This is a genomic window from Streptomyces sp. E11-3, assembly GCF_046540415.1.
In the GTDB taxonomy this organism is placed as follows: Bacteria; Actinomycetota; Actinomycetes; order Streptomycetales; family Streptomycetaceae; genus Streptomyces.
In genome coordinates this window covers 2,283,899-2,301,223 of record NZ_JAZGRL010000002.1, presented here as the reverse complement: position 1 = coordinate 2,301,223, position 17,325 = coordinate 2,283,899, and the positions used below count along the sequence as shown (strand labels likewise).

Below are 17,325 nucleotides of genomic sequence, written 5' to 3'. Positions count from 1 at the left end.
GATGGCGGGGCCCGGTGGGGGCCCGGCCCTCCCGTGGCTCAGGCAGCGGCGTCGGCGACCGGACGGTCGATGGCCATGAGCCACTTGTCGCCCTCGACCCGGCGCACGACGTCGGTGCACTGGCCCTTGACGGGTATCAGCTCACCGTTCTCGTCGGGCAGGCCCAGCTCGAAGTCCACGACGATGAGGGTCACATCGCCCGCGGTGTACGAGTGCTTCAGCGTGGAGTTCAGCGTCGGGCCCTTGGCCAGCATCTCCTTGATGGCCCGGGTCCGCTCGGCGCCGGTCAGCGGCTGGCCCGAGAGGTTGGAAATGGCGTCGTCCCGGTACAGCCGGTCGAAGACCGCTCCCTCGCCCGAGTTGAAGGCCTTGAGGAACACCTCGTTCTGCACATCGGGGTCGTCGGTCAGTTCCAGGCTGTACAGGTCGGCATCGGCAGTCATGGTGCTGTCTCCTTCTCCTGTGATTTCTCTGGTGATCGGTGGGTTCTCAGACGTCCCAGACGCCGGTGGCGCCCGCGGCCTTCGCGAATTCGGCGAAGTCACGGGGTACGCGCCCCAGGGCGTCCTGGACGCCGGTCGACAGGTAGGCGCCTTTGCCTTCCCTGATCTGACCGAACAGGTCGGCGCACATCCACGCGTAGCCGGCGGGCACGCCTTCGGCGACCAGTTCGTCCACGTACGCGTCCGGTGTCACCGCGACATAGCGGATGTCCCGCCCCGTCTCCCCGGCGACCGCGGCGACCGCGTCGCCGAACGACAGCAGCCGCGGCCCCGAGAGTTCGTAGGTCCTGCCGGTGTGGCCGTCCTCGGTGAGAGCCGCGACCGCGACCGCGGCCACGTCCCCGCAGTCGATGAAGGGCTCGAGTCCGTCGCCCGCCGGCAGCCGGATCTCGCCCTCGTGGACGCCGCCGAGCAGGATGCCCTCGTCGAAGTTCTGGAAGAACCAACTGGGCCGCAGAATCGTCCAGTCCAGGCTGGACGCGCGGACCTCGCCCTCGCTGGCGATCAGCGACTTGCCGCCCGCGTCCTCGTTGGTGCGGGCCTGCAGCAGGACGACGCGCCCGACACCGCTGGCCTTGGCCAGTCGGCAGAAGGCGCGCACCGAGTACGCCGGATTCCACTCCACCGGCTGGTCGGCCATGTCCACCAGGTAGACCGCGCCGATCCCGTCCAGGGCGGCCGGCCAGGTGCTCTCGTCGAACCAGTCGAACCGGGTCGGGCTCGACCGGCTGGCCACCCGGACCTCCAGACCGCGGTCTTGGAGCTGAGCGGCGACACGGCTCCCGGTCTTGCCCTTTCCGCCGAGTACCAGAATGGGTTTCGCTGTGGCCACGTCGGTCATCTCCCGGAGGGTGTGGGATGTGTGAGGTCGGGTGCGTGGGGCGGGTGCGCGTGACAGGTGCGCCGGCCGCTGTGGACAGGCCCTAGGAGGGGTACTGCACGCCCTGGCCGAGGCCGCCGTCGACCGGCAGCTTGGAACCCGTGGTGAACGTCGCGTCCACCGCCAGATAGAGGGCCGCGCGCGCGACCTCCTCGGAGGAGCCGTGCCGCTTCATCGGGGTCAGGGTGTCGCCGAGCGTGTGGAAGCCGGCCTTCTCCTCGTCGCTCAGGCCGGGAATGCCCATGCTCGGGGTGTCGATGAAGCCCGGGCTGACCGCGTTCACGCGGATCTTGCGCGGCAGCAGCTCCGCCGCGATGACCTGGGTGAAGGAGAACAGTGCCGCCTTCGACCCCGAGTACACGCTCATCGCGGGGGTGCCGCCGGTGTCGGCGACGGAGCTGGTGAAGACGATGGAACCGCCTTCCTGGATCAGCGGCGCCAGGCGCTGGGCGGCGAAGAAGGCGCCCTTGGTGTTCACGTTGAACTGCCTGTCGAACGACTCCTCGGTGACGAACTCGAAGGGCTCGAGGACCGCCGTACCCGCGTTGATGAACACGTGGTCGATCCGGCCGAGCTTCTCCTCGACGGTCTTGGCCAGCGCGTCGATGTCGCTGAGGCTGCCCGCGTCGGAGCGGACGACATGGGCGGCCGGGCCGAGCTCGGCCTTGGCGGCCTCGATGTTCTTCTCGTTGCGGCCGGTGACCAGGACCTCGGCGCCGCCCTTCAGCAGCGCCTGGGCGATCGCCAGGCCCATGCCGTGCGTACCGCCGGTGATGACGGCCTTCTTGTTCGCGTAGTCAGACATCCTGATTCTTTCTGTGGAAAGGGAAAGAGGGAGGGGAAGGCGAGGGGAAGGAAAGAGAGAAAGGGGTGAGGAGGAAAAGGCGTTCAGTGGTTCTGGCCGGCCGGCACACCGAACTTCCCGTCGAAGAAGAGCAGTCCGGGCTGGTCGGTGCCGCGCCCGGTGCCCAGCACCGTCCCGATGAAGATGGTGTGGTCACCCGACTCGTGCGCGTCCGTGAGCTCGCACTCCAGCCACGCCAGCGACCCCGACAGCAGTGGCGCCCCGGTGCGCTCGCCCGGCCGCCAGTCGATCCCGTCGAACTGGGCGGCGCCGAGGGTGCGCTTCTTGTCCGCGAAGTGCCGTGCGAGATGCTCCTGACCCGCGCCCAGGATGGACACCCCGAACCGTTCACCCGCCGTGATGGCGCCGTGCATCACCGCGCTGTGCGCCACGGAGCACAGGACGGTGGGCGGGGCCAGCGACACCGAGCTGAACGCGTTCGCCGTCATGGCGTGCATCTGCTCGCCGCCCACCGTGAGGACGACCACCCCGGTAGCGAACCGGGACATCGTGTCCCGCAGCGAGGCGGGCGGCACGGGGACGAGTGCGCTGGTGTGCGCGGTCCGCGGGGCAGTGGGTTCGATCGTGCTGGATACAGGAGTCATGTCACCCTCTTTGGATTCGACCATCGTGAACATCCGGTCTGCCCCGATGGGTTATGGGCCGCCAGCGGATTCCGAAGCTATCCGACGGTGATCTGCCGTCCCTTAACCGACAAGTAATCGCCGGGTCTTCGCCGAATCGGATCAGTCAATGACCCTGCTGTGACCCGGCATTGAAGGGTTCCGCGTCAATATGACCCCGAAGGCCCGAGGTGCTGCCGACATGGGGAGAGAACCGTGACCGTGGAATCCGCTCAGTCAGAGCAGTCAGAGCTGCCCGAGCTGTCCGAGCCCCATTTGCGGGCCGTACTGGCTTCCGCCGGACTCGACGTCGAATATGTCAGGGCCGAGCGGAACACCCTCTTCATGCGCGGTGCCGACGGCCACGAGATTCCGGTGCTCGACTACGCGGGGGGATACGGCTCCCTGCTGCTCGGGCACAACCACCCGGAGATCACCGAGTACGCGGCCAAGGTGCTCGCGGCGCAGACGCCCGTACACGCGCAGTTCTCGCTCCATCCCGACGCCAACCGGCTGGCCCGCGCGCTGAACCGCATCGTGCAGCGTGAACTCGGCGACACCGAGCCGTACTTCGCGATCTTCGCCAACTCCGGGGCCGAGGCCAACGAAGCCGCCATCAAGCACGCCGAACTGGACCGGGTGCAGCGGCTGTCCGAACTCACCGATGAGCTCACCGCACAACTGGAGTCCGTACGGGCCGCCGTACGCGCGGGCACCGCTGCCATGCCGGACGCTCTGCTCGACGCCGTCACCCGCCACAACGCCGAGCAGCTGTCCAGGCCCCCGCTCCTCCTGGCCCCCGAGGGCTCCTTCCACGGCAAGCTGGTCGGCAGCGTCCAGCTCACCCACAATGACGGCTACCGCGCGCCGTTCAAGGCGCTGGCCGCCCAGGCCAGGTTCGTCCCCCTCGACGAGCCCGGCGCGCTCCAGCGGATCGTCGACGGGGAGCGGTCGGTCCTGCTCGGCCTTACGATCGAGGACGGCACCGTCCGGGTCACCGAGCACGAGGCCCCCGTGTTCTGCGCCTTCCTGCTGGAGCCGATCCAGGGCGAGGGCGGCATCCGCGAGCTCCCGGCCGACTTCGTCCAGGAGGTCCAGCGGGTCTGCGCGGCGATCGACTGCCCGGTCGTCGTCGACGAGATCCAGAGCGGCATGGGCCGCACCGGCACCTTCCTGGCCAGCACTCAGCTCGGCCTGCGCGGTGACTACTACACGCTGGCCAAGAGCCTCGGCGGCGGCATCGCTAAGGTCTCGGTCCTGCTGGTACGCCAGTCCCGCTACCGCGGGCAGTTCGAGCTGGTCCACAGCTCGACCTTCGCCAAGGACGGGTTCTCCAGCCTGATCGCCCTCAGGGTGCTGGAGCTCCTGGAGGCGGACGACGGCGCCGTCTACCGGATGGCCGCCGAGCGCGGCGAGCGCGTCAAGGCGATGCTCGAAGCCGTGCGCGGCGACTACCCGGAGGTGGTCAAGGAGGTACGGGGCAGGGGCCTGATGCTGGGCCTGGAGTTCCACGACCAGGCGCAGGCTGCCGTCCCGGCCATCCAGGAGGCCGCCCAGGCCGGGCTGTTCGGCTATGTCATCGCCGGTCATCTGCTGCGCGGGCACCGCATCCGCACCTTCCCGACCGCCAGCGCCGCGAACACCCTGCGGTTCGAGCCGTCGGTGCTGCTCACCGACGACGAGATCCAGCAGCTGCAGACGGCGCTCAGGGACACCTGCGACATCATCCGCGGCGGCTACCAGCGCCCCCTGTCCCTGCCCGCGCCCGCCTGACCGACCTCCAAGCCGGACGTCCAGGCCCGGCGCGAGCAGCCCCCCCGCGGGCGACTACGACACGATGTCCTTGCGCGCGAACCCCCGGAACGCCAGCGCGAACAGCACCAGCGCATACGTCACCGAGAGCGCCGAGCCCTGGATCATCCCGCCCCACTCCGGGTTCGGCTGGAGCGCGTCCACCCACGCGTACTGCCAGTGCGCGGGCAGGACGTCGCGCCAGTCGCCGAGTGCGGTGACCGCGTCCAGGATGTTGCCGAGGATGGTCAGGCCGACCGCCCCGCCGACCGCGCCGAGCGGGGCGTCCGTCTTCGTCGACAGCCAGAACGCGAGGCCCGCGGTGACCAGTTGGGAGACGAACACGTACCCGAAGACGATCGTGAGCCGCCAGGCCGCCTCACCGGCCGGGAGCCCGCCGCCCGTGGGCAGCTGCAGTGGCCCCCAGCCGTAGGCGAGGGTGCCCACCACCAGGCCGACCAGCGGCACCAGCAGCATCGCCGCCAGGGCCAGGCCGAGTGCCACCACGAGCTTGCTCCACAGCAGCCTGGCCCGCGGCACGGGCATGGCCAGCAGATAGCGCAGCGACGACCAGCCCGCCTCCGAGGCCACGGTGTCCCCGCAGAACAGCGCGAAGGGCACCACCAGCAGGAACCCGGCCGTGAGGAACAGGCAGGCCGCGGCGAAGTTGACGCCCGACGAGGTCGCGGTCTGCATCAGGGACGTGCCGGTGCTGTCGTCCGGGCCCGGGGTGCCGCCGAGCGCGTACGCCGTGACCACCACCAGCGGCATCGCGGCGAGGACCGCGCCCATGACCATGGTCCTGCGGCGCTTGAGCTGCCGTACCGCCTCCACCCGCAAGGGCAGGGTGCGGGCCCGGCGGTAGCCGGGCGCCGACTCGGTGAGGGTGCTCATGCTCAGGCTCCGATCAGGTTCAGGAAGGCGTCTTCGAGCCGCCTGTGCGGGCCGACGCCGGTGACCGGCACCTCCAGGCGCAGCAGCTCCGCCAGGAGCTGCGGCACCGGCGCGCCGTCCAGGCGCACCAGGAGCCCGCCGTCGGCGGCGGTCGCCGACCCCACACCGGGCAGCGCGTCGACCTTCTCGACGATCGCGTCGCCTATCGGCTCGGCCGTGCTGACCAGCAGGGTCTTCCCGGAGCCGACGATCTCGGCGACCTCCCCGGCCTGCACCAGACGGCCGCGGTCCATCACCACCAGATGGGTGCAGGTCTGCTCGACCTCGGCGAGGAGATGGCTGGAGACGATGACCGTGCGGCCCTGGGCGGCGTACCGGATCATCACCTCGCGCATCTCGCGGATCTGCGGCGGGTCCAGGCCGTTGGTCGGCTCGTCCAGGATCAGCAGGTCCGGCAGGCCCAGCATGGCCTGGGCGATGGCGAGCCGCTGCCGCATGCCCTGGGAGTAGGTGCGTACGGCGCGGGTGAGGGCGTCCCCGAGCCCGGCGATCTCCAACGCCTCGTCCAGGTGGGCGTCTTCGGCGGGGCGTCCGGTGGCCCGCCAGTACAGCTCCAGGTTCTCCCGGCCGCTGAGGTGCGGCAGGAACCCCGCGCCCTCGACGAAGGAGCCGACCCGCGACAGCACCGGAGCGCCGGGGCTGATCGCGTGCCCGAAGACGCGGATCCGGCCGCCGTCGGGGCTGATCAGACCCATCAGCATGCGCAGTGTGGTGGTCTTGCCCGCGCCGTTGGGCCCCAGCAGGCCGAGCACCTGGCCCTTCTCGACGCTGAAGGAGAGATCCTTGACGGCGTACTGGTCGGACGGGTCGGACTTCCTGCCGTACTTCTTGCTCAGGTCCGTGATCCGCAGCGGTACGTCGGCCAGCTCCGGGTCCGGCGGGGGGTGCGCGCCGCGGCGACGGGCGGTGAGCAGCAGGCCGAGCGCGAGGGCGGCACCGGCCAGCGGCAGTATCCACACCCAGGCGGGCAGCGGGGCCGCGGCGGCCGTCACCCCGGGCGCGGTCGGCACCCGCAGGTCGCCGCCGAGCGTCACGGTGTACGCGGCGGGCTCGGCCGGTGACGCGTACCCGAGGTCGGTGGCGGACAGGACCAGGCGCAGCCGGTGCCCGGCCTGGACCTCGTGGTCGATGGCGGGCAGCGTGAGCTCGACGTCCTTGCCCGCCTTGGCGCCGTCGACCCGGACCGGCGCGACCAGCTGCGCGGGCAGCACCTGCTCGGTGCCGTCCGGGCCGACGTCGTACACCTTGCCGAACAGCACCGCCTCCTCCCGGTCGGCCTTGAGGCGCACACGCACCGTCGGGGCGCCGGTGATCCGCAGATCGCGGGGGAGCGGCGCCGAGTCGAAGCGCGCGAACTGGCCGGGGAACTCGGCGGCGAGGCCGCCGACCCCGAGCGCGGAGAGCTCGGCGAGCGACCCGCCGAGTCCGGGCACGGCCGAGATCGACGGCGGGTTTCCGCCCGCGGGGTTCTCGAACTTCTGGGTGTCCTTCTTCCCGCCCTCCCGGAGCCCGACGGCCCTACCCGTCCGCTCGTCGCCGTCCAGGCCCGGATACGCGGTGCCACTCGCCCCGCGCAGCGTCGCCCGGCCGTCGGTGGAGTCGACGCCTCCGGTGCGGGTGACCCGGAAGGCGGGTCCGGTGTCGGTTCCCTGGTCGTCCTTCAGATAGCGGTCGAACCAGTCGCCGATACGGGCGTTGATCCGGCCGGTCTCCATGTCGCCGCCGTCGTGGCCGCCCGCGATCCAGTCGACCGCGACCGGCGCGCCGTTGTCCCCGATGGCCTGCGCCATGGCGTCGGCCTGGCCGAGCGGGAACAGCGAGTCGCTCTGCCCCTGGACGATCAGCGCCGGCGCCTTGATCTTCTTGCCCACGGCGGACGGGCTGCGCTCCGCAAGCAGCCTGACCGCATCGGCGTCCGGCTCGCCCGCCACCGCCACCCGCTCGTACATCGCACAGAGCCGCTCCTCGAAGCTGTCGCAGCCGCCGCCCGACGACACGAACATCCCGGCCCACAGCCGCTTGAACACGCCGTCCGGGAACAGCGCGTCGGCGAGGTTCCAGTACGTGATCCGCGGGGCGATGGCGTCGACCCGATGGTCATGCCCCGCGGCGAGCAGCGACACCGCCCCGCCGTACGAGGCGCCGGTGAGGCCCACGCGCGGGTCGCCGTCGGCGTCCAGGCGCACCTCGGGCCGCTTGGCCAGCCAGTCGATCAGCTTCGAGACGTCGGCGACCTCGGCCTCCGGGTCGTTCAGCCCGATCTTGCCGCTGGAGCGGCCGAAGCCGCGCGCGGACCAGGTCAGCACCGCGTACCCGTCCCTGGCCAGGTCCTCAGCCTGCCCTCGTACGTCGTCCTTGCTGCCGCCGAAGCCGTGCCCGATCAGCACGGCGGGCCGCCTGCTGTCCTTGTCCCCCGCGGTGAAGTACGTGGTGTCGATCCGCGCCCCGTCCGTCTGCAGCGTCTGCTGACTGCTCCGCACGGAGGGACCGTCGTCGCGGGCGACGGCGGTCCAGGTGCCGGCGCCCACGAGGACGGCCAGAGCGGCCGCTACGGCGACCAGCCGCGGCCTGGGGCGAGGCCTGGGAATTCTTCGACGAACCATGCGATCAACCGTACGGGCGGGGTGTGACAACCGAAGCAGCCGTCAGGCGGAGCCCCCAGGCCTCCCTGTGGGGTATTCGGATGCCCCGCGTACTGCGCTCGTGGTACGAAGACGGCCATGGAGATCCGACGCGCACGGACCGTCGACGAACTGGTCGCCGCCACCCCTCTCTTCGACTCCCCGGTACGCCCCGAGCGGGCGCGGCGCTTCCTGGACGCCCCCGGCCACCACCTCTTCCTCGCCTACGAGGGCGCGACACCGGTCGGTTTCATCAGCGGCATCGAGCTCGTCCACCCCGACAAGGGCACCGAGATGTGCCTGTACGAACTCGGTGTGGACGAGTCCTTCCGCCGCCGCGGCATCGGCCGCGCCCTCGTCGCCACGCTGGAGGGCCTCGCCCGCGAGCTGGGCTGCTACGACATGTGGGTCGGCGTGGAGCCGGACAACGAGGCGGCGCTGGCCACCTACCGCTCGGCGGGCGGCAAGGACGACGACTCCTTCGCGATGATCGCCTGGGAGTTCCCGCACACCCCTTGATTTCTTCTTACGCGCCAGTAAGTTGACCCTTGCGTATAGAACTTCGGAGAACCGCACGGCACACCATCACCGGCCGAACGGAGCCGACCGTGGGCGTACGCAGGGATCTCAAGAGGGCGCGCCAGCGCAGCGACCTGGCCACTCGGGTACGTACCGAGCTGATCCGCGAGGACGGTGCCGTACGTGAGGTGCGCACGGACGCGCTCGCCGCCGAACCCGGGGCGGGATCCGTCGCCGACATCCCCTTCACCAACGCGGCCGAAGACCCGCAGGCGGTCGTGATGCGCCGCAAGGAGGCCGGGCGGTGGCGGCCCGTGACCGCCGAGGCCTTCGCCCGTGAAGTGACCTCCGCCGCCAAGGGGTTGATCGCGGCCGGGCTCGAACCGGGCGGCCGGGTCGCGCTGATGTCGCGCACCCGCTACGACTGGGCCGTACTCGACTTCGCGATCTGGGCGGCCGGTGGCCAGAGCGTCCCCGTTTACGCCACCTCGTCGGCCGAGCAGATCGAGTGGATCGTCCGGGACTCCGGCGCCCGCTTCCTGATCGCCGAGTCACCCGAGCACACCCGGACCGCCGAGGCCGCGACCGCCAAGCTGCCGGGGCCCCCGCGCCGCTGGGAGCTCGACGCCGGAGCCGTACTCGAACTCGCCGCGCTGGGCCGGGAGATACCGGACGACGAGATCGCCAAGCGGCGGTCAGCGCTCACCCCCGACACCATCGCCACCGTCTGCTACACCTCCGGCACCACCGGCAGGCCCAAGGGCTGTGTGCTGACCCACGGCAACCTGCACGCCGAGGCCGCCAACACCGTCGAACTGCTGCACCCCGTCTTCAAGGAGGTCACCGGGCAGGTCGCCTCGACCCTGCTCTTCCTCCCGCTGGCGCACATCCTGGGCCGCACCATCCAGCTCGCCTGCCTGCTCGCGCGCATCGAGATCGGCCACTGCCCGAGCATCAAGCCCGACGAACTCCGCCCGGAACTGCGCTCGTTCCGGCCGACCTTCGTGGTCGGCGTGCCGTACCTCTTCGAGAAGATCCACGACACCGGGCGGGCCACCGCCGAGAGACTCGGCCGCGGCGCGTCCTTCGACCGCGCCGACCGGATCGCGGTGCGCTTCGGCGAGGCGTCTCTGACCACGTTCCTCGGCCAGGGCAAGGGACCCTCGCTCGGCCTGTACCTCGCCTGGGGGCTCTACGACCTGCTGGTCTACCGCCGGGTGCGCAAGGAGCTCGGCGGCCGGCTGCGCTACGCGATCAGCGGCGGATCGCCCCTGGACCGGCGCCTCAACCTCTTCTTCTCGGCCGCGGGAATCGTCATCTACGAGGGCTACGGCCTCACCGAGACCACCTCCGCGGCCACCGTCACCCCGCCGCTCAGCCCGCGCCCCGGCACCGTCGGGCTGCCGGTGCCGGGCACGGCGGTCCGGATCGCGGACGACGGAGAGGTACTGGTCAAGGGCGGCATCGTCTTCGGCGCGTACTGGAACAACCCCGAGGCGACCGAACAGGCCCTGGACGGCGGCTGGTTCGCGACCGGGGACCTGGGCGCGCTCGACGACGACGGCTATCTGCGGATCACCGGCCGCAAGAAGGACATCCTGGTCACCTCCGGGGGCAAGAACGTCTCGCCCGCGATCCTGGAGGACCGGCTGCGCAGTCGGCCCCCGGTCGGCCAGTGCATCGTCGTCGGCGACAACCGGCCCTACGTCGCCGCGGTCGTCACCCTCGAACCGGACGCCGTGGAGCACTGGTTGACGGTACGCAAGCGCCCCAGGGACACCCCGATGGCGGACGTCGTCCGCGATCCGCGGATGATCGCGGACGTCCAGAAGGCCGTGGACCACGCCAACGAGGCGGTGTCGCGGGCCGAGTCGATCCGGCGTTTCGTGATCGTCGAGGGCGAGTTCTCGGAGGAGAACGGGCTGCTCACGCCGTCGCTGAAGATCAAACGGCGGGCGGTCACCGAGGCGTACGCGGACGAGATCGACGCGCTGTACGACAAACCCTAGGACCGCCGCACGCCGGTCAGGTGCGCGTACACCACGGTGTTGCCCCGGTAGCCCGCGTCCGGTCCCGCGTAGTCGCCGCCGCAGGTGATGACCCTCAGCTCCGGGCGCGCCGCCCGCCCGTACACCCGGTCGTCGGGGAAGGCCTCGCCCTCGTGCAGTTCCACGGCGTCGACGGTGAACACGGCGGTACGCCCGTCGGCGCGGTCGACCTCCACGGTGTGGCCCCGGCGCAGCGCCCCGAGCCGGTAGAAGACGGCGGGCCCGGTGGCCGAGTCGAGGTGTCCGACGGTCAGCGCGGTACCGGCGGCACCCGGCGTGGTGCCGTCCTGGTACCAGCCGGCCAGCTCCGTCGCGCTGTCCGGAGGGGTGTCGAGGGTGCCGTCCGGGAGCAGCCCGAGGCCCATCAGCGGGGTGTCGACCCCGATGGCCGCGATCCGCATCCGCAGCGGCAGCGCGGGCGGCAGCGCGAGCGCACCGGCAGCGGCCGCAGGGGAATCTCCAGGCGGCCGCTGTGCGGAGGCGGGCGGGCGCGGCGGCCGCTCCTGGGCCCTGACCCCTTCGGCCATCAGCCAGCCGCCGACCAGCACGGACAGCGCGGTCAGCCCGGCCAGCGGGGCCTTGATCCGCGGTCCCCGGTACGAGGAGCCCATGCGCTCACCTCCGTACGCTCGTACGCCTGTCAGAAGGAGTTGCGGCGGCTGCGGCGCCGGATCAGCCAGGTACCGCCGAGCCCGGCCGTCACCGCGAGCGCGGCACCCGCGGCGATCTGCACCCGAGGGTCGGTCTCCGTAGCGCCGCCGCCGAAGCCGCCCCGCACCCTGCCGCTCGGCCCGGTCGTGGGCGCGAAGGACGGGGAGGAGGTGGGGGTAGGCGCCGGTGTGGCGGACGGGGACGGTGTACGCATCGGCGTCGGCGCCCCGGTCACCGTGACCCGCTGCGCCCCCGCCGACTCCCCGCCCGAACAGACCACCGCCACCGTGTACGTCCCCGGCGCGACGCCCTGCCAGGACCCGCTCAGCGTGCCGCCGCTGCCCGTGAGCTCCACCTGCCTGCCCTCCGCGAAGCTGGCCCGGCCCGGACTGAGCAGGGCGGCCCTCCCGCCGTTCGGGCAGGAGCCGGTGCTCACCCGGACCACGGAGCCCTCGGCGGTGACCTGGACACCGGGCTCGGCACCCGCGGCGGGCCGCGCACCGGAATCGGTCTCGTGCACCGCGAACAGCGCGAGCGGCACCCCCACCACCACCGCGCCCACGGCGACGAGCGGGCCGAAGAGCCGAAGCGGCCGGGATATCCGGGTGGTGCGCATGAGCGTGCCCTCCGCAGCAGGTGCCTGTGGCCTAAGAGCCTGTTTCTGAACCTCCGCCTGCGCCCCGACGCCCGGCACGCACCCTCGCCGCACGGCGCCGCAGGACAGGTGGCTCCTTCCCCAAGCTCTCGGCTTCGCTCGAGCAGGGGAGACCCCATTCATGACCTGCAACGCCGCACACCGAGGGCACGCACCGAACGCCGCTGCGCCCGCGCTCCGCGCGGACGACGGGGGTTCAGAAACAGGCTCTAAGCCAAGGCGCTCCAGCCACTTCCCGCACGCGCTGGGCGCCCGGCGATCGCTGTGTGGGTGACGAGATCATCCGGATGGCCCCGTATCCCCGTATACGGTTACGACCATGCCGCAGTCCCCCACACCCGACATCCGCTTCGAGCCGCCCGAGCCGCTGCGGAAGATAGTGGAGAGCCATCAGGTGCACGCCGCCCTGGAGTGGCTCGAGGTGACCCCGCCCCATGTCATCGCCGACGAGCTGGCGCGGATGGACGCGGTCAACGCGGGGATCGCCTTCCGGCTGCTCGACAAGGACCGGGCGCTGGACGTCTTCGAGGAGCTGGAGCCGGTCGACCAGCAGCAGATCCTGGAGGGTCTGCGCGACCACAGCTTCCTGGAACTCGTCGAGGCCATGGACCCCGACGACCGGGCCAGGATGCTGCGCGAGGCGCCCGCCAAGGTCGCCAAGCGGGTGCTCGCGGGACTGAGCGCGAACGAGCGGCGGATGACGTCCGCGCTGCTCGGGTACCCCGAGGGCTCGGTCGGCCGCTATATGACCCCCGAGTTCGTGGCACTGTCCCAGGACCTCACCGTCGAGCAGGCGCTGGCCACCGTACGGGCCAAGGGCGGGCATGCCGAGACCGTCTACACGCTCCCCGTGGTCGACCAGGGCAAGCGGCTGACCGGCATCGTGGAGCTGCGCGAGCTGGTGCTCAGCCCGCCGGAGACCATGGTCTCCGAACTGGTCGTCACCGAGCCGATGTCCGCGCGCGCCACCGAGTCGGCCGAGGACGCGGCCCGGCTGATGCGCGAGACCAACGACCTCAACCTGCCGGTCGTCGACAGCGAGGACCGGCTCGTCGGACTGCTCACCATCGACGACGCGGTGGAGGTCATCGAGGCCGCCGACACCGAGGACGTGGCCCGGCAGTCCGGTGCCGCGCCCTGGTCGGGCCACTACATGGCCGCGTCCGTGTGGCAGCTCGCGCGCTCGCGGGCGCTGTGGCTGAGCCTGCTCCTGGTCGCCGCGACGCTGACGGTCAGCGTCACCCAGGCCTTCGAGGGGACCCTGGAGCGGGTCACCCAGCTCGCCATGTTCATCCCGCTGCTCATCGGGGCCGGGGGCAACGCGGGCGCGCAGGCCGCCACCTCCTGTGTCCGCGCCCTGGCCGTCGGCGAGGTGCGGGGCTCGGACCTGCTGCGGGTGATCGGCCGCGAGTGCCGGGTCGGACTGGTGCTGGGGGGCCTGCTCGCGGTGCTCGGCCTGGCCGTCGGCACGATCTTCGCCAGCGCCAAGATCGCCCTGGTCGTCGGGATCACCCTGGTCCTCATCTGCGGCTGGGCGGCGACCATCGGCGGCACCATGCCGCTGCTGGCCAAGCGGCTGCGGATCGACCCGGCCGTGGTGTCGGCACCGATGGTCACCACGCTGGTCGACGCGACCGGCCTGATCATCTACTTCGTGACGGCGAAGGCGGTACTGGGGATCTGACGGGGACCCGAGGGGCACAACGGCGTCTCCAGCGCGGCTTGAGCGGCTGCGGGCAGCGTGGGCGGCGGTCCTGCGTCAGGTCAGGCGGCAGGTCGTCACCGAAGGGAGTTGCCGTGTCTCAGGCGGTCCGGGCAACGTACAAGCAGGTCACCGGGGACCTCTACGCCGAGGTCCAGACGTTCTACGCGTGGCAGATGCGGCGCGTGGACGCACTCGACATCGAAGGGTTCGCGGAGACCTTCACCGAGGACGGCGAGGTGGTGCACGCGGGTGGGCAGCGGCAGCGCGGGCGGGCCGAGATGCTGGCCGGGATGCGGGCCAGTCTGCCGCGCTACCAGGACATCGCGGTACGGCACTGGTTCGGTCACCTGCTGATCGAGCCCGACCCGGACGACCCGGACACGCTGCACACCTCGTACTACACGCTGGTCACCCAGACCGACCGCGAGGGCAACGTCAGCTTCCAGCCGACCTTCACCGTGAACGATGTGCTGATCCGCCAGGACGGCCGGCTGGTCACCCGCTCCCGGGTGATCAGCAAGGACACCCCGGTCGCCCCGCCCGCTCCCGAACTCGCCTTCTGAGCCCTGCTCACGCGTACCAGCCCGCATACGGAAGGGGCCCCCGACCGGGGGCCCCTTCCGTATGCGGTGCGGGATGTCGTGCGCGGGGGTCAGTCGATACCCCGGCAGATGTGCGGCTCGATGGCGCCGCTGTCCGTCTCACCGGCCAGCAGCCAGTGCGGCGGGTCGACGTCCAGTCGGTCCAGAGCCTCGGTCAGTTGCTGGAAGTCCCGGCCGGGATCGTGCTCGGCCAGCGCTGTCGCGGTCATGTGCGATTCCTTACGTGGTGGGCGTAGTGGACGTGGTGCGTGGTGCGTGGTTCAGGCGTGGCAGGCGGGCATCCCGCCATGGTGGGAGACCATCTCCGCGAAGGCGGCGGGGACGTCGATCGGCGCCCCCGGCGGCAGGCCGTCCAGTTCGGCGTAGGCCCGGTGCAGATTGGCCACCAGGCGCTCGGAGTCGACGAGCTGAGCGAACGCGCCGAGGCCGGCGCGGGCCGCCGCAGCGAGCGGGGTCAGCCCGTCCCGTACGCCGTCCTCGGCCACTTGCTGGAGCCAGGTGAGGTACGCCCCGGTGGCGTCGAGCAGTTCGGGCCCCCCGACCGGGCCGTGCCCCGGCACCACCGTGCGGGCCCCCAGGGCGCGCAGCTCGTCCAGCGCCCGCAGCGAGCCGGTGACGGTCCCGAACAGTACGAACGGGGTGACCCCCGACCACACCACGTCCCCGGTGAACAGCACCGAGCGCTCCGGCACCCAGACCACCGTGTCGTGCGCGGTGTGCGCGGGCCCGACGTCGATCAGCTCGGCCCGCAGCCCGCCCGCGCGCAGCGTCAGCGAGCCCTGGAAGGTGAGGTCGGGCAGCACCAGCGGCGTCTCGCCCCACTCCACGTGCGGCCAGATGTCGTGGACCCCGAGCCCGGCCTCCTCGGACTCGGCGCGGGTGCCCTCAAGGGCGACCACCACGGCGCCCGGCGTGAACTGCCCGTTGCCGAGGGTGTGGTCGCCGTGGAAGTGGGTGTTGACGACGAAGTCGGGGCCACCGGGCACGACCCGCTCCACCTCGTCCCGCAGCCGCCGGGCGCGGGCCTCGGTGGCGGCGGTGTCCACCAGTACCGTACGGTCGGCGCCGACGACCAGGCCCGCGTTGTTCAGGCACCAGCCGCCGTCCGGCTGGACGAACGCGTGCACTCCGTCGGCGAGTTCCGTCAGGGAGCCGTGCGGCGCGGTGGTGGTCTGGGTGGTCACGCGGCCGCCGCCTCGGCGACGCCGGGCAGGCTGGTGAAGCGGCCCTGGTGGAAGACCAGCGGGTCGGAATCGGTCGGCCCGCCGCCGAAGGCGACCACCCGGCCGATCAGCAGGGCGTGGTCACCGGCCTCGTACGTAGCCTCCAGGGTGCACTCGAAGTACGCCTCGGCCGAGGGGATCACGGCGCTGCCGGTGACGCCCTCCACCGCGCCGATCCGCGCCATCGCCGCCTCGCCCTGCGGGCGGTCCGGGCGGCAGAACTCCTGTGCCAGCGGCCGCTGCGCCTCACGCAGCAGGTTCACCGCGTACGTGCCGTTCTGGGCCACGCGGGGGCGCATCCGGCCGTCCGCCTTGACCGAGACCAGGATCAGCACCGGGTCGAGCGAGACGGAGGTCAGACTGTTGAGGGTCATCACGATCGTGTCGTCGCCGCTGCCCTGGGTGAGCAGCGTGACACCGGTCGGGAAGCGGCCCATCGCGCTACGGAAGGTGGCGACGTCGGGTCCGGCGAGCAGGGCTCCGGTTACGGGTGTCATCTGGTGTACTCCGTCTCAGTAGTTGCCGAGTCCGCCACAGACGTTGAGCGCCTGCGCGGTGATCGACGCGGCGGTGTCGGAGGCGAGATAGCCGACCAGGCCCGCGACCTCCTCGGGAGTGGAGTAGCGGCCCAGCGGGATCTTGGCGTTGAACTTCGCCTGCATCTCCTGCTCGCTCACGCCGTAGTGCCCGGCGTAACCCTGGCGCACGCGCTGTGCCATCGGGGTCTCCACATAGCCCGGGCAGACCGCGTTCACCGTGATGCCGGTCGGGGCCAGCTCCTTGCCGACCGCCTTGGTGAAGCCGACCACGCCGCTCTTGGACGCGGAGTACGGGGCGGCCAGCTCGACGCCCTGCTTGCCGCCGGTGGAGGCGATGTTGATGATGCGCCCCCAGTCGCCGTCCCGCATCAGGCCGGTGCTCAGTACCTCGCGGGTGACGCGGAAGGTGCCGTTGAGGTTGGTCTCGATCACGTCGTCCCAGAGGGCGTCCTCGATCTCGGCGGTCACGCCGCCACCGCCGCGGCCCGCGTTGTTGACCAGGATGTCGATCCGCCCGTAGGTCCGTACGGCCTCCTCGACGGCGGCCCGTATCTGCTCGACCGAGGTGACGTCGCACACCGTCCCCGCGACCTCCAGGCCCTCCTCGCGCAGCCTCTTGACCATCGTACGAACGGAGTCGTCGCCGCGCGCCACACCGAAGACCGCGGTGCCCTGCCGGGCCAGCAACTCGGTGACGGCCAGGCCGATTCCGCTGGTCGCGCCGGTGACGAAGGCGACCCGTCGTCCCGTGTCTGTCATCGTGACATCCCCTTGCCTCGGTCGTCGTGATGATGCGTTGTGCCGCTTACCGAGGACCGTGAGCCCGAGACCTTGGGAAGCCCTCGAATTCCGGCGGAGTCGCCCGGTCAGCCGGAGGCGGATGTAGGTGCGTGGGTCGAATGCGTGACCCTTCGCACACGGTGTCGTTGATCTGATGAACGGGTGGCGGGCGGGGAGGGGCGGCCGGTGAGTCGGAAGTTGCCGCTGGCCGCAGTCTGGATGGCGCTGCGCCGCCTGGGCTGGACAGTCAGTCCGTCTGAGCGGGTACGGGTCAACGACCGGGTCGTGCGGATGGCGCAGGAGCAGGCCGGGCGGCTGCTGCGCACGGCCAAGTGGTGTGCCGACCTCGCGGCCGGGGTTCCCCAGTCCTGCGGAGTTGGCGACTAA

General features: G+C 71.4%; 18 protein-coding genes. 6 read left to right on the top strand and 12 right to left on the bottom strand.

From position 1 onward, the window contains the following. Positions 1-38: 38 nt before the first annotated feature. From U9R90_RS29520 to U9R90_RS29505, 4 genes are all read right to left on the bottom strand, one after another. Entirely contained in the window at positions 39-443 is a 405-nt protein-coding gene (locus tag U9R90_RS29520; RefSeq protein ID WP_411059728.1) for a YybH family protein, read from the bottom strand. A 46-nt stretch (positions 444-489) separates the two neighbouring features. Continuing rightward, positions 490-1,344: an NAD(P)H-binding protein gene (locus U9R90_RS29515; RefSeq protein ID WP_411059727.1), complete on the bottom strand. Its 855-nt coding sequence runs from the start codon at positions 1,342-1,344 to the stop codon at positions 490-492. Between the two features lie 82 nt (positions 1,345-1,426). After that, complete coding sequence (locus U9R90_RS29510) at positions 1,427-2,188, bottom strand: SDR family oxidoreductase (protein WP_411059726.1); 762 nt, start codon at positions 2,186-2,188, stop codon at positions 1,427-1,429. Positions 2,189-2,271: 83 nt separating this feature from the next. Next, positions 2,272-2,736 (bottom strand): flavin reductase family protein, encoded by a 465-nt coding sequence (locus tag U9R90_RS29505; protein WP_411059839.1) that lies wholly within the window; start codon positions 2,734-2,736, stop codon positions 2,272-2,274. Positions 2,737-3,066: 330 nt separating this feature from the next. Here U9R90_RS29505 and U9R90_RS29500 point away from each other — a divergent pair, with 330 nt between their 5' ends. Continuing rightward, positions 3,067-4,623: an aspartate aminotransferase family protein gene (locus tag U9R90_RS29500; RefSeq protein WP_411059725.1), complete on the top strand. Its 1,557-nt coding sequence runs from the start codon at positions 3,067-3,069 to the stop codon at positions 4,621-4,623. 54 nt (positions 4,624-4,677) lie between these two features. Here U9R90_RS29500 and U9R90_RS29495 read toward each other — a convergent pair whose 3' ends face one another. Both U9R90_RS29495 and U9R90_RS29490 read right to left on the bottom strand, forming a co-directional pair. Then, on the bottom strand, positions 4,678-5,535 hold the full coding sequence (locus U9R90_RS29495) for an ABC transporter permease (RefSeq protein ID WP_411059724.1): 858 nt from the start codon (positions 5,533-5,535) through the stop codon (positions 4,678-4,680). A 2-nt stretch (positions 5,536-5,537) separates the two neighbouring features. Then, positions 5,538-8,198 (bottom strand): alpha/beta fold hydrolase, encoded by a 2,661-nt coding sequence (locus tag U9R90_RS29490; RefSeq protein ID WP_411059723.1) that lies wholly within the window; start codon positions 8,196-8,198, stop codon positions 5,538-5,540. A gap of 117 nt (positions 8,199-8,315) precedes the next feature. Here U9R90_RS29490 and U9R90_RS29485 point away from each other — a divergent pair, with 117 nt between their 5' ends. After that, complete coding sequence (locus U9R90_RS29485) at positions 8,316-8,735, top strand: GNAT family N-acetyltransferase (protein WP_411059722.1); 420 nt, start codon at positions 8,316-8,318, stop codon at positions 8,733-8,735. 89 nt (positions 8,736-8,824) lie between these two features. After that, positions 8,825-10,744: an AMP-dependent synthetase/ligase gene (locus U9R90_RS29480; RefSeq protein ID WP_411059721.1), complete on the top strand. Its 1,920-nt coding sequence runs from the start codon at positions 8,825-8,827 to the stop codon at positions 10,742-10,744. Here the strand turns inward: U9R90_RS29480 and U9R90_RS29475 are convergent. Both U9R90_RS29475 and U9R90_RS29470 read right to left on the bottom strand, forming a co-directional pair. Continuing rightward, positions 10,741-11,394, bottom strand: a complete 654-nt coding sequence (locus U9R90_RS29475; RefSeq protein ID WP_411059720.1) for a class F sortase — start codon at positions 11,392-11,394, stop codon at positions 10,741-10,743. The two genes, U9R90_RS29480 and U9R90_RS29475, sit on opposite strands and share 4 nt — an antisense overlap. A 29-nt stretch (positions 11,395-11,423) precedes the next feature. Then, a complete protein-coding gene (locus tag U9R90_RS29470; RefSeq protein ID WP_411059719.1) occupies positions 11,424-12,050 on the bottom strand; it encodes a hypothetical protein in 627 nt (208 codons plus the stop codon). Positions 12,051-12,408: 358 nt separating this feature from the next. Here U9R90_RS29470 and mgtE point away from each other — a divergent pair, with 358 nt between their 5' ends. Both mgtE and U9R90_RS29460 read left to right on the top strand, forming a co-directional pair. Continuing rightward, complete coding sequence (gene mgtE, locus U9R90_RS29465; protein WP_411059718.1) at positions 12,409-13,773, top strand: magnesium transporter; 1,365 nt, start codon at positions 12,409-12,411, stop codon at positions 13,771-13,773. Between the two features lie 113 nt (positions 13,774-13,886). After that, positions 13,887-14,357, top strand: a complete 471-nt coding sequence (locus U9R90_RS29460; RefSeq protein ID WP_411059717.1) for a nuclear transport factor 2 family protein — start codon at positions 13,887-13,889, stop codon at positions 14,355-14,357. 89 nt (positions 14,358-14,446) lie between these two features. On the opposite strand, the gene U9R90_RS29455 is transcribed toward U9R90_RS29460, so the two are convergent. The 4 genes from U9R90_RS29455 to U9R90_RS29440 are packed head-to-tail and all read right to left on the bottom strand — an operon-like array spanning position 14,447 to position 16,917. Beyond that, a complete protein-coding gene (locus tag U9R90_RS29455) occupies positions 14,447-14,605 on the bottom strand; it encodes a hypothetical protein (protein WP_411059716.1) in 159 nt (52 codons plus the stop codon). Between the two features lie 51 nt (positions 14,606-14,656). After that, on the bottom strand, positions 14,657-15,580 hold the full coding sequence (locus tag U9R90_RS29450; RefSeq protein WP_411059715.1) for an MBL fold metallo-hydrolase: 924 nt from the start codon (positions 15,578-15,580) through the stop codon (positions 14,657-14,659). Continuing rightward, the gene (locus U9R90_RS29445; RefSeq protein WP_411059714.1) at positions 15,577-16,116 is read right to left on the bottom strand and encodes a flavin reductase family protein; all 540 of its coding nucleotides are present in this window, start codon (positions 16,114-16,116) and stop codon (positions 15,577-15,579) included. The genes U9R90_RS29450 and U9R90_RS29445 overlap by 4 nt, the downstream gene beginning before the upstream one ends. Positions 16,117-16,131: 15 nt before the next feature. After that, on the bottom strand, positions 16,132-16,917 hold the full coding sequence (locus U9R90_RS29440) for an SDR family NAD(P)-dependent oxidoreductase (RefSeq protein WP_411059713.1): 786 nt from the start codon (positions 16,915-16,917) through the stop codon (positions 16,132-16,134). A gap of 207 nt (positions 16,918-17,124) precedes the next feature. Between U9R90_RS29440 and U9R90_RS29435 the strand changes: the two genes are divergently transcribed. Continuing rightward, entirely contained in the window at positions 17,125-17,325 is a 201-nt protein-coding gene (locus tag U9R90_RS29435; RefSeq protein WP_411059712.1) for a hypothetical protein, read from the top strand.

Bases quoted from the DNA above. Each gene is read 5' to 3' on its own strand.
- U9R90_RS29470 (WP_411059719.1), bottom strand. From the start codon at position 12,050: ATGCGCACCACCCGGATATCCCGGCCGCTTCGGCTCTTCGGCCCGCTC.
- U9R90_RS29505 (WP_411059839.1), bottom strand. From the start codon at position 2,736: ATGTCCCGGTTCGCTACCGGGGTGGTCGTCCTCACGGTGGGCGGCGAG.
- U9R90_RS29515 (WP_411059727.1), bottom strand. From the start codon at position 1,344: ATGACCGACGTGGCCACAGCGAAACCCATTCTGGTACTCGGCGGAAAG.
- U9R90_RS29510 (WP_411059726.1), bottom strand. From the start codon at position 2,188: ATGTCTGACTACGCGAACAAGAAGGCCGTCATCACCGGCGGTACGCAC.
- U9R90_RS29495 (WP_411059724.1), bottom strand. From the start codon at position 5,535: ATGAGCACCCTCACCGAGTCGGCGCCCGGCTACCGCCGGGCCCGCACC.
- U9R90_RS29520 (WP_411059728.1), bottom strand. From the start codon at position 443: ATGACTGCCGATGCCGACCTGTACAGCCTGGAACTGACCGACGACCCC.
- U9R90_RS29485 (WP_411059722.1), top strand. From the start codon at position 8,316: ATGGAGATCCGACGCGCACGGACCGTCGACGAACTGGTCGCCGCCACC.
- U9R90_RS29455 (WP_411059716.1), bottom strand. From the start codon at position 14,605: ATGACCGCGACAGCGCTGGCCGAGCACGATCCCGGCCGGGACTTCCAG.
- U9R90_RS29490 (WP_411059723.1), bottom strand. From the start codon at position 8,198: ATGGTTCGTCGAAGAATTCCCAGGCCTCGCCCCAGGCCGCGGCTGGTC.
- U9R90_RS29475 (WP_411059720.1), bottom strand. From the start codon at position 11,394: ATGGGCTCCTCGTACCGGGGACCGCGGATCAAGGCCCCGCTGGCCGGG.
- U9R90_RS29445 (WP_411059714.1), bottom strand. From the start codon at position 16,116: ATGACACCCGTAACCGGAGCCCTGCTCGCCGGACCCGACGTCGCCACC.
- U9R90_RS29440 (WP_411059713.1), bottom strand. From the start codon at position 16,917: ATGACAGACACGGGACGACGGGTCGCCTTCGTCACCGGCGCGACCAGC.
- mgtE (WP_411059718.1), top strand. From the start codon at position 12,409: ATGCCGCAGTCCCCCACACCCGACATCCGCTTCGAGCCGCCCGAGCCG.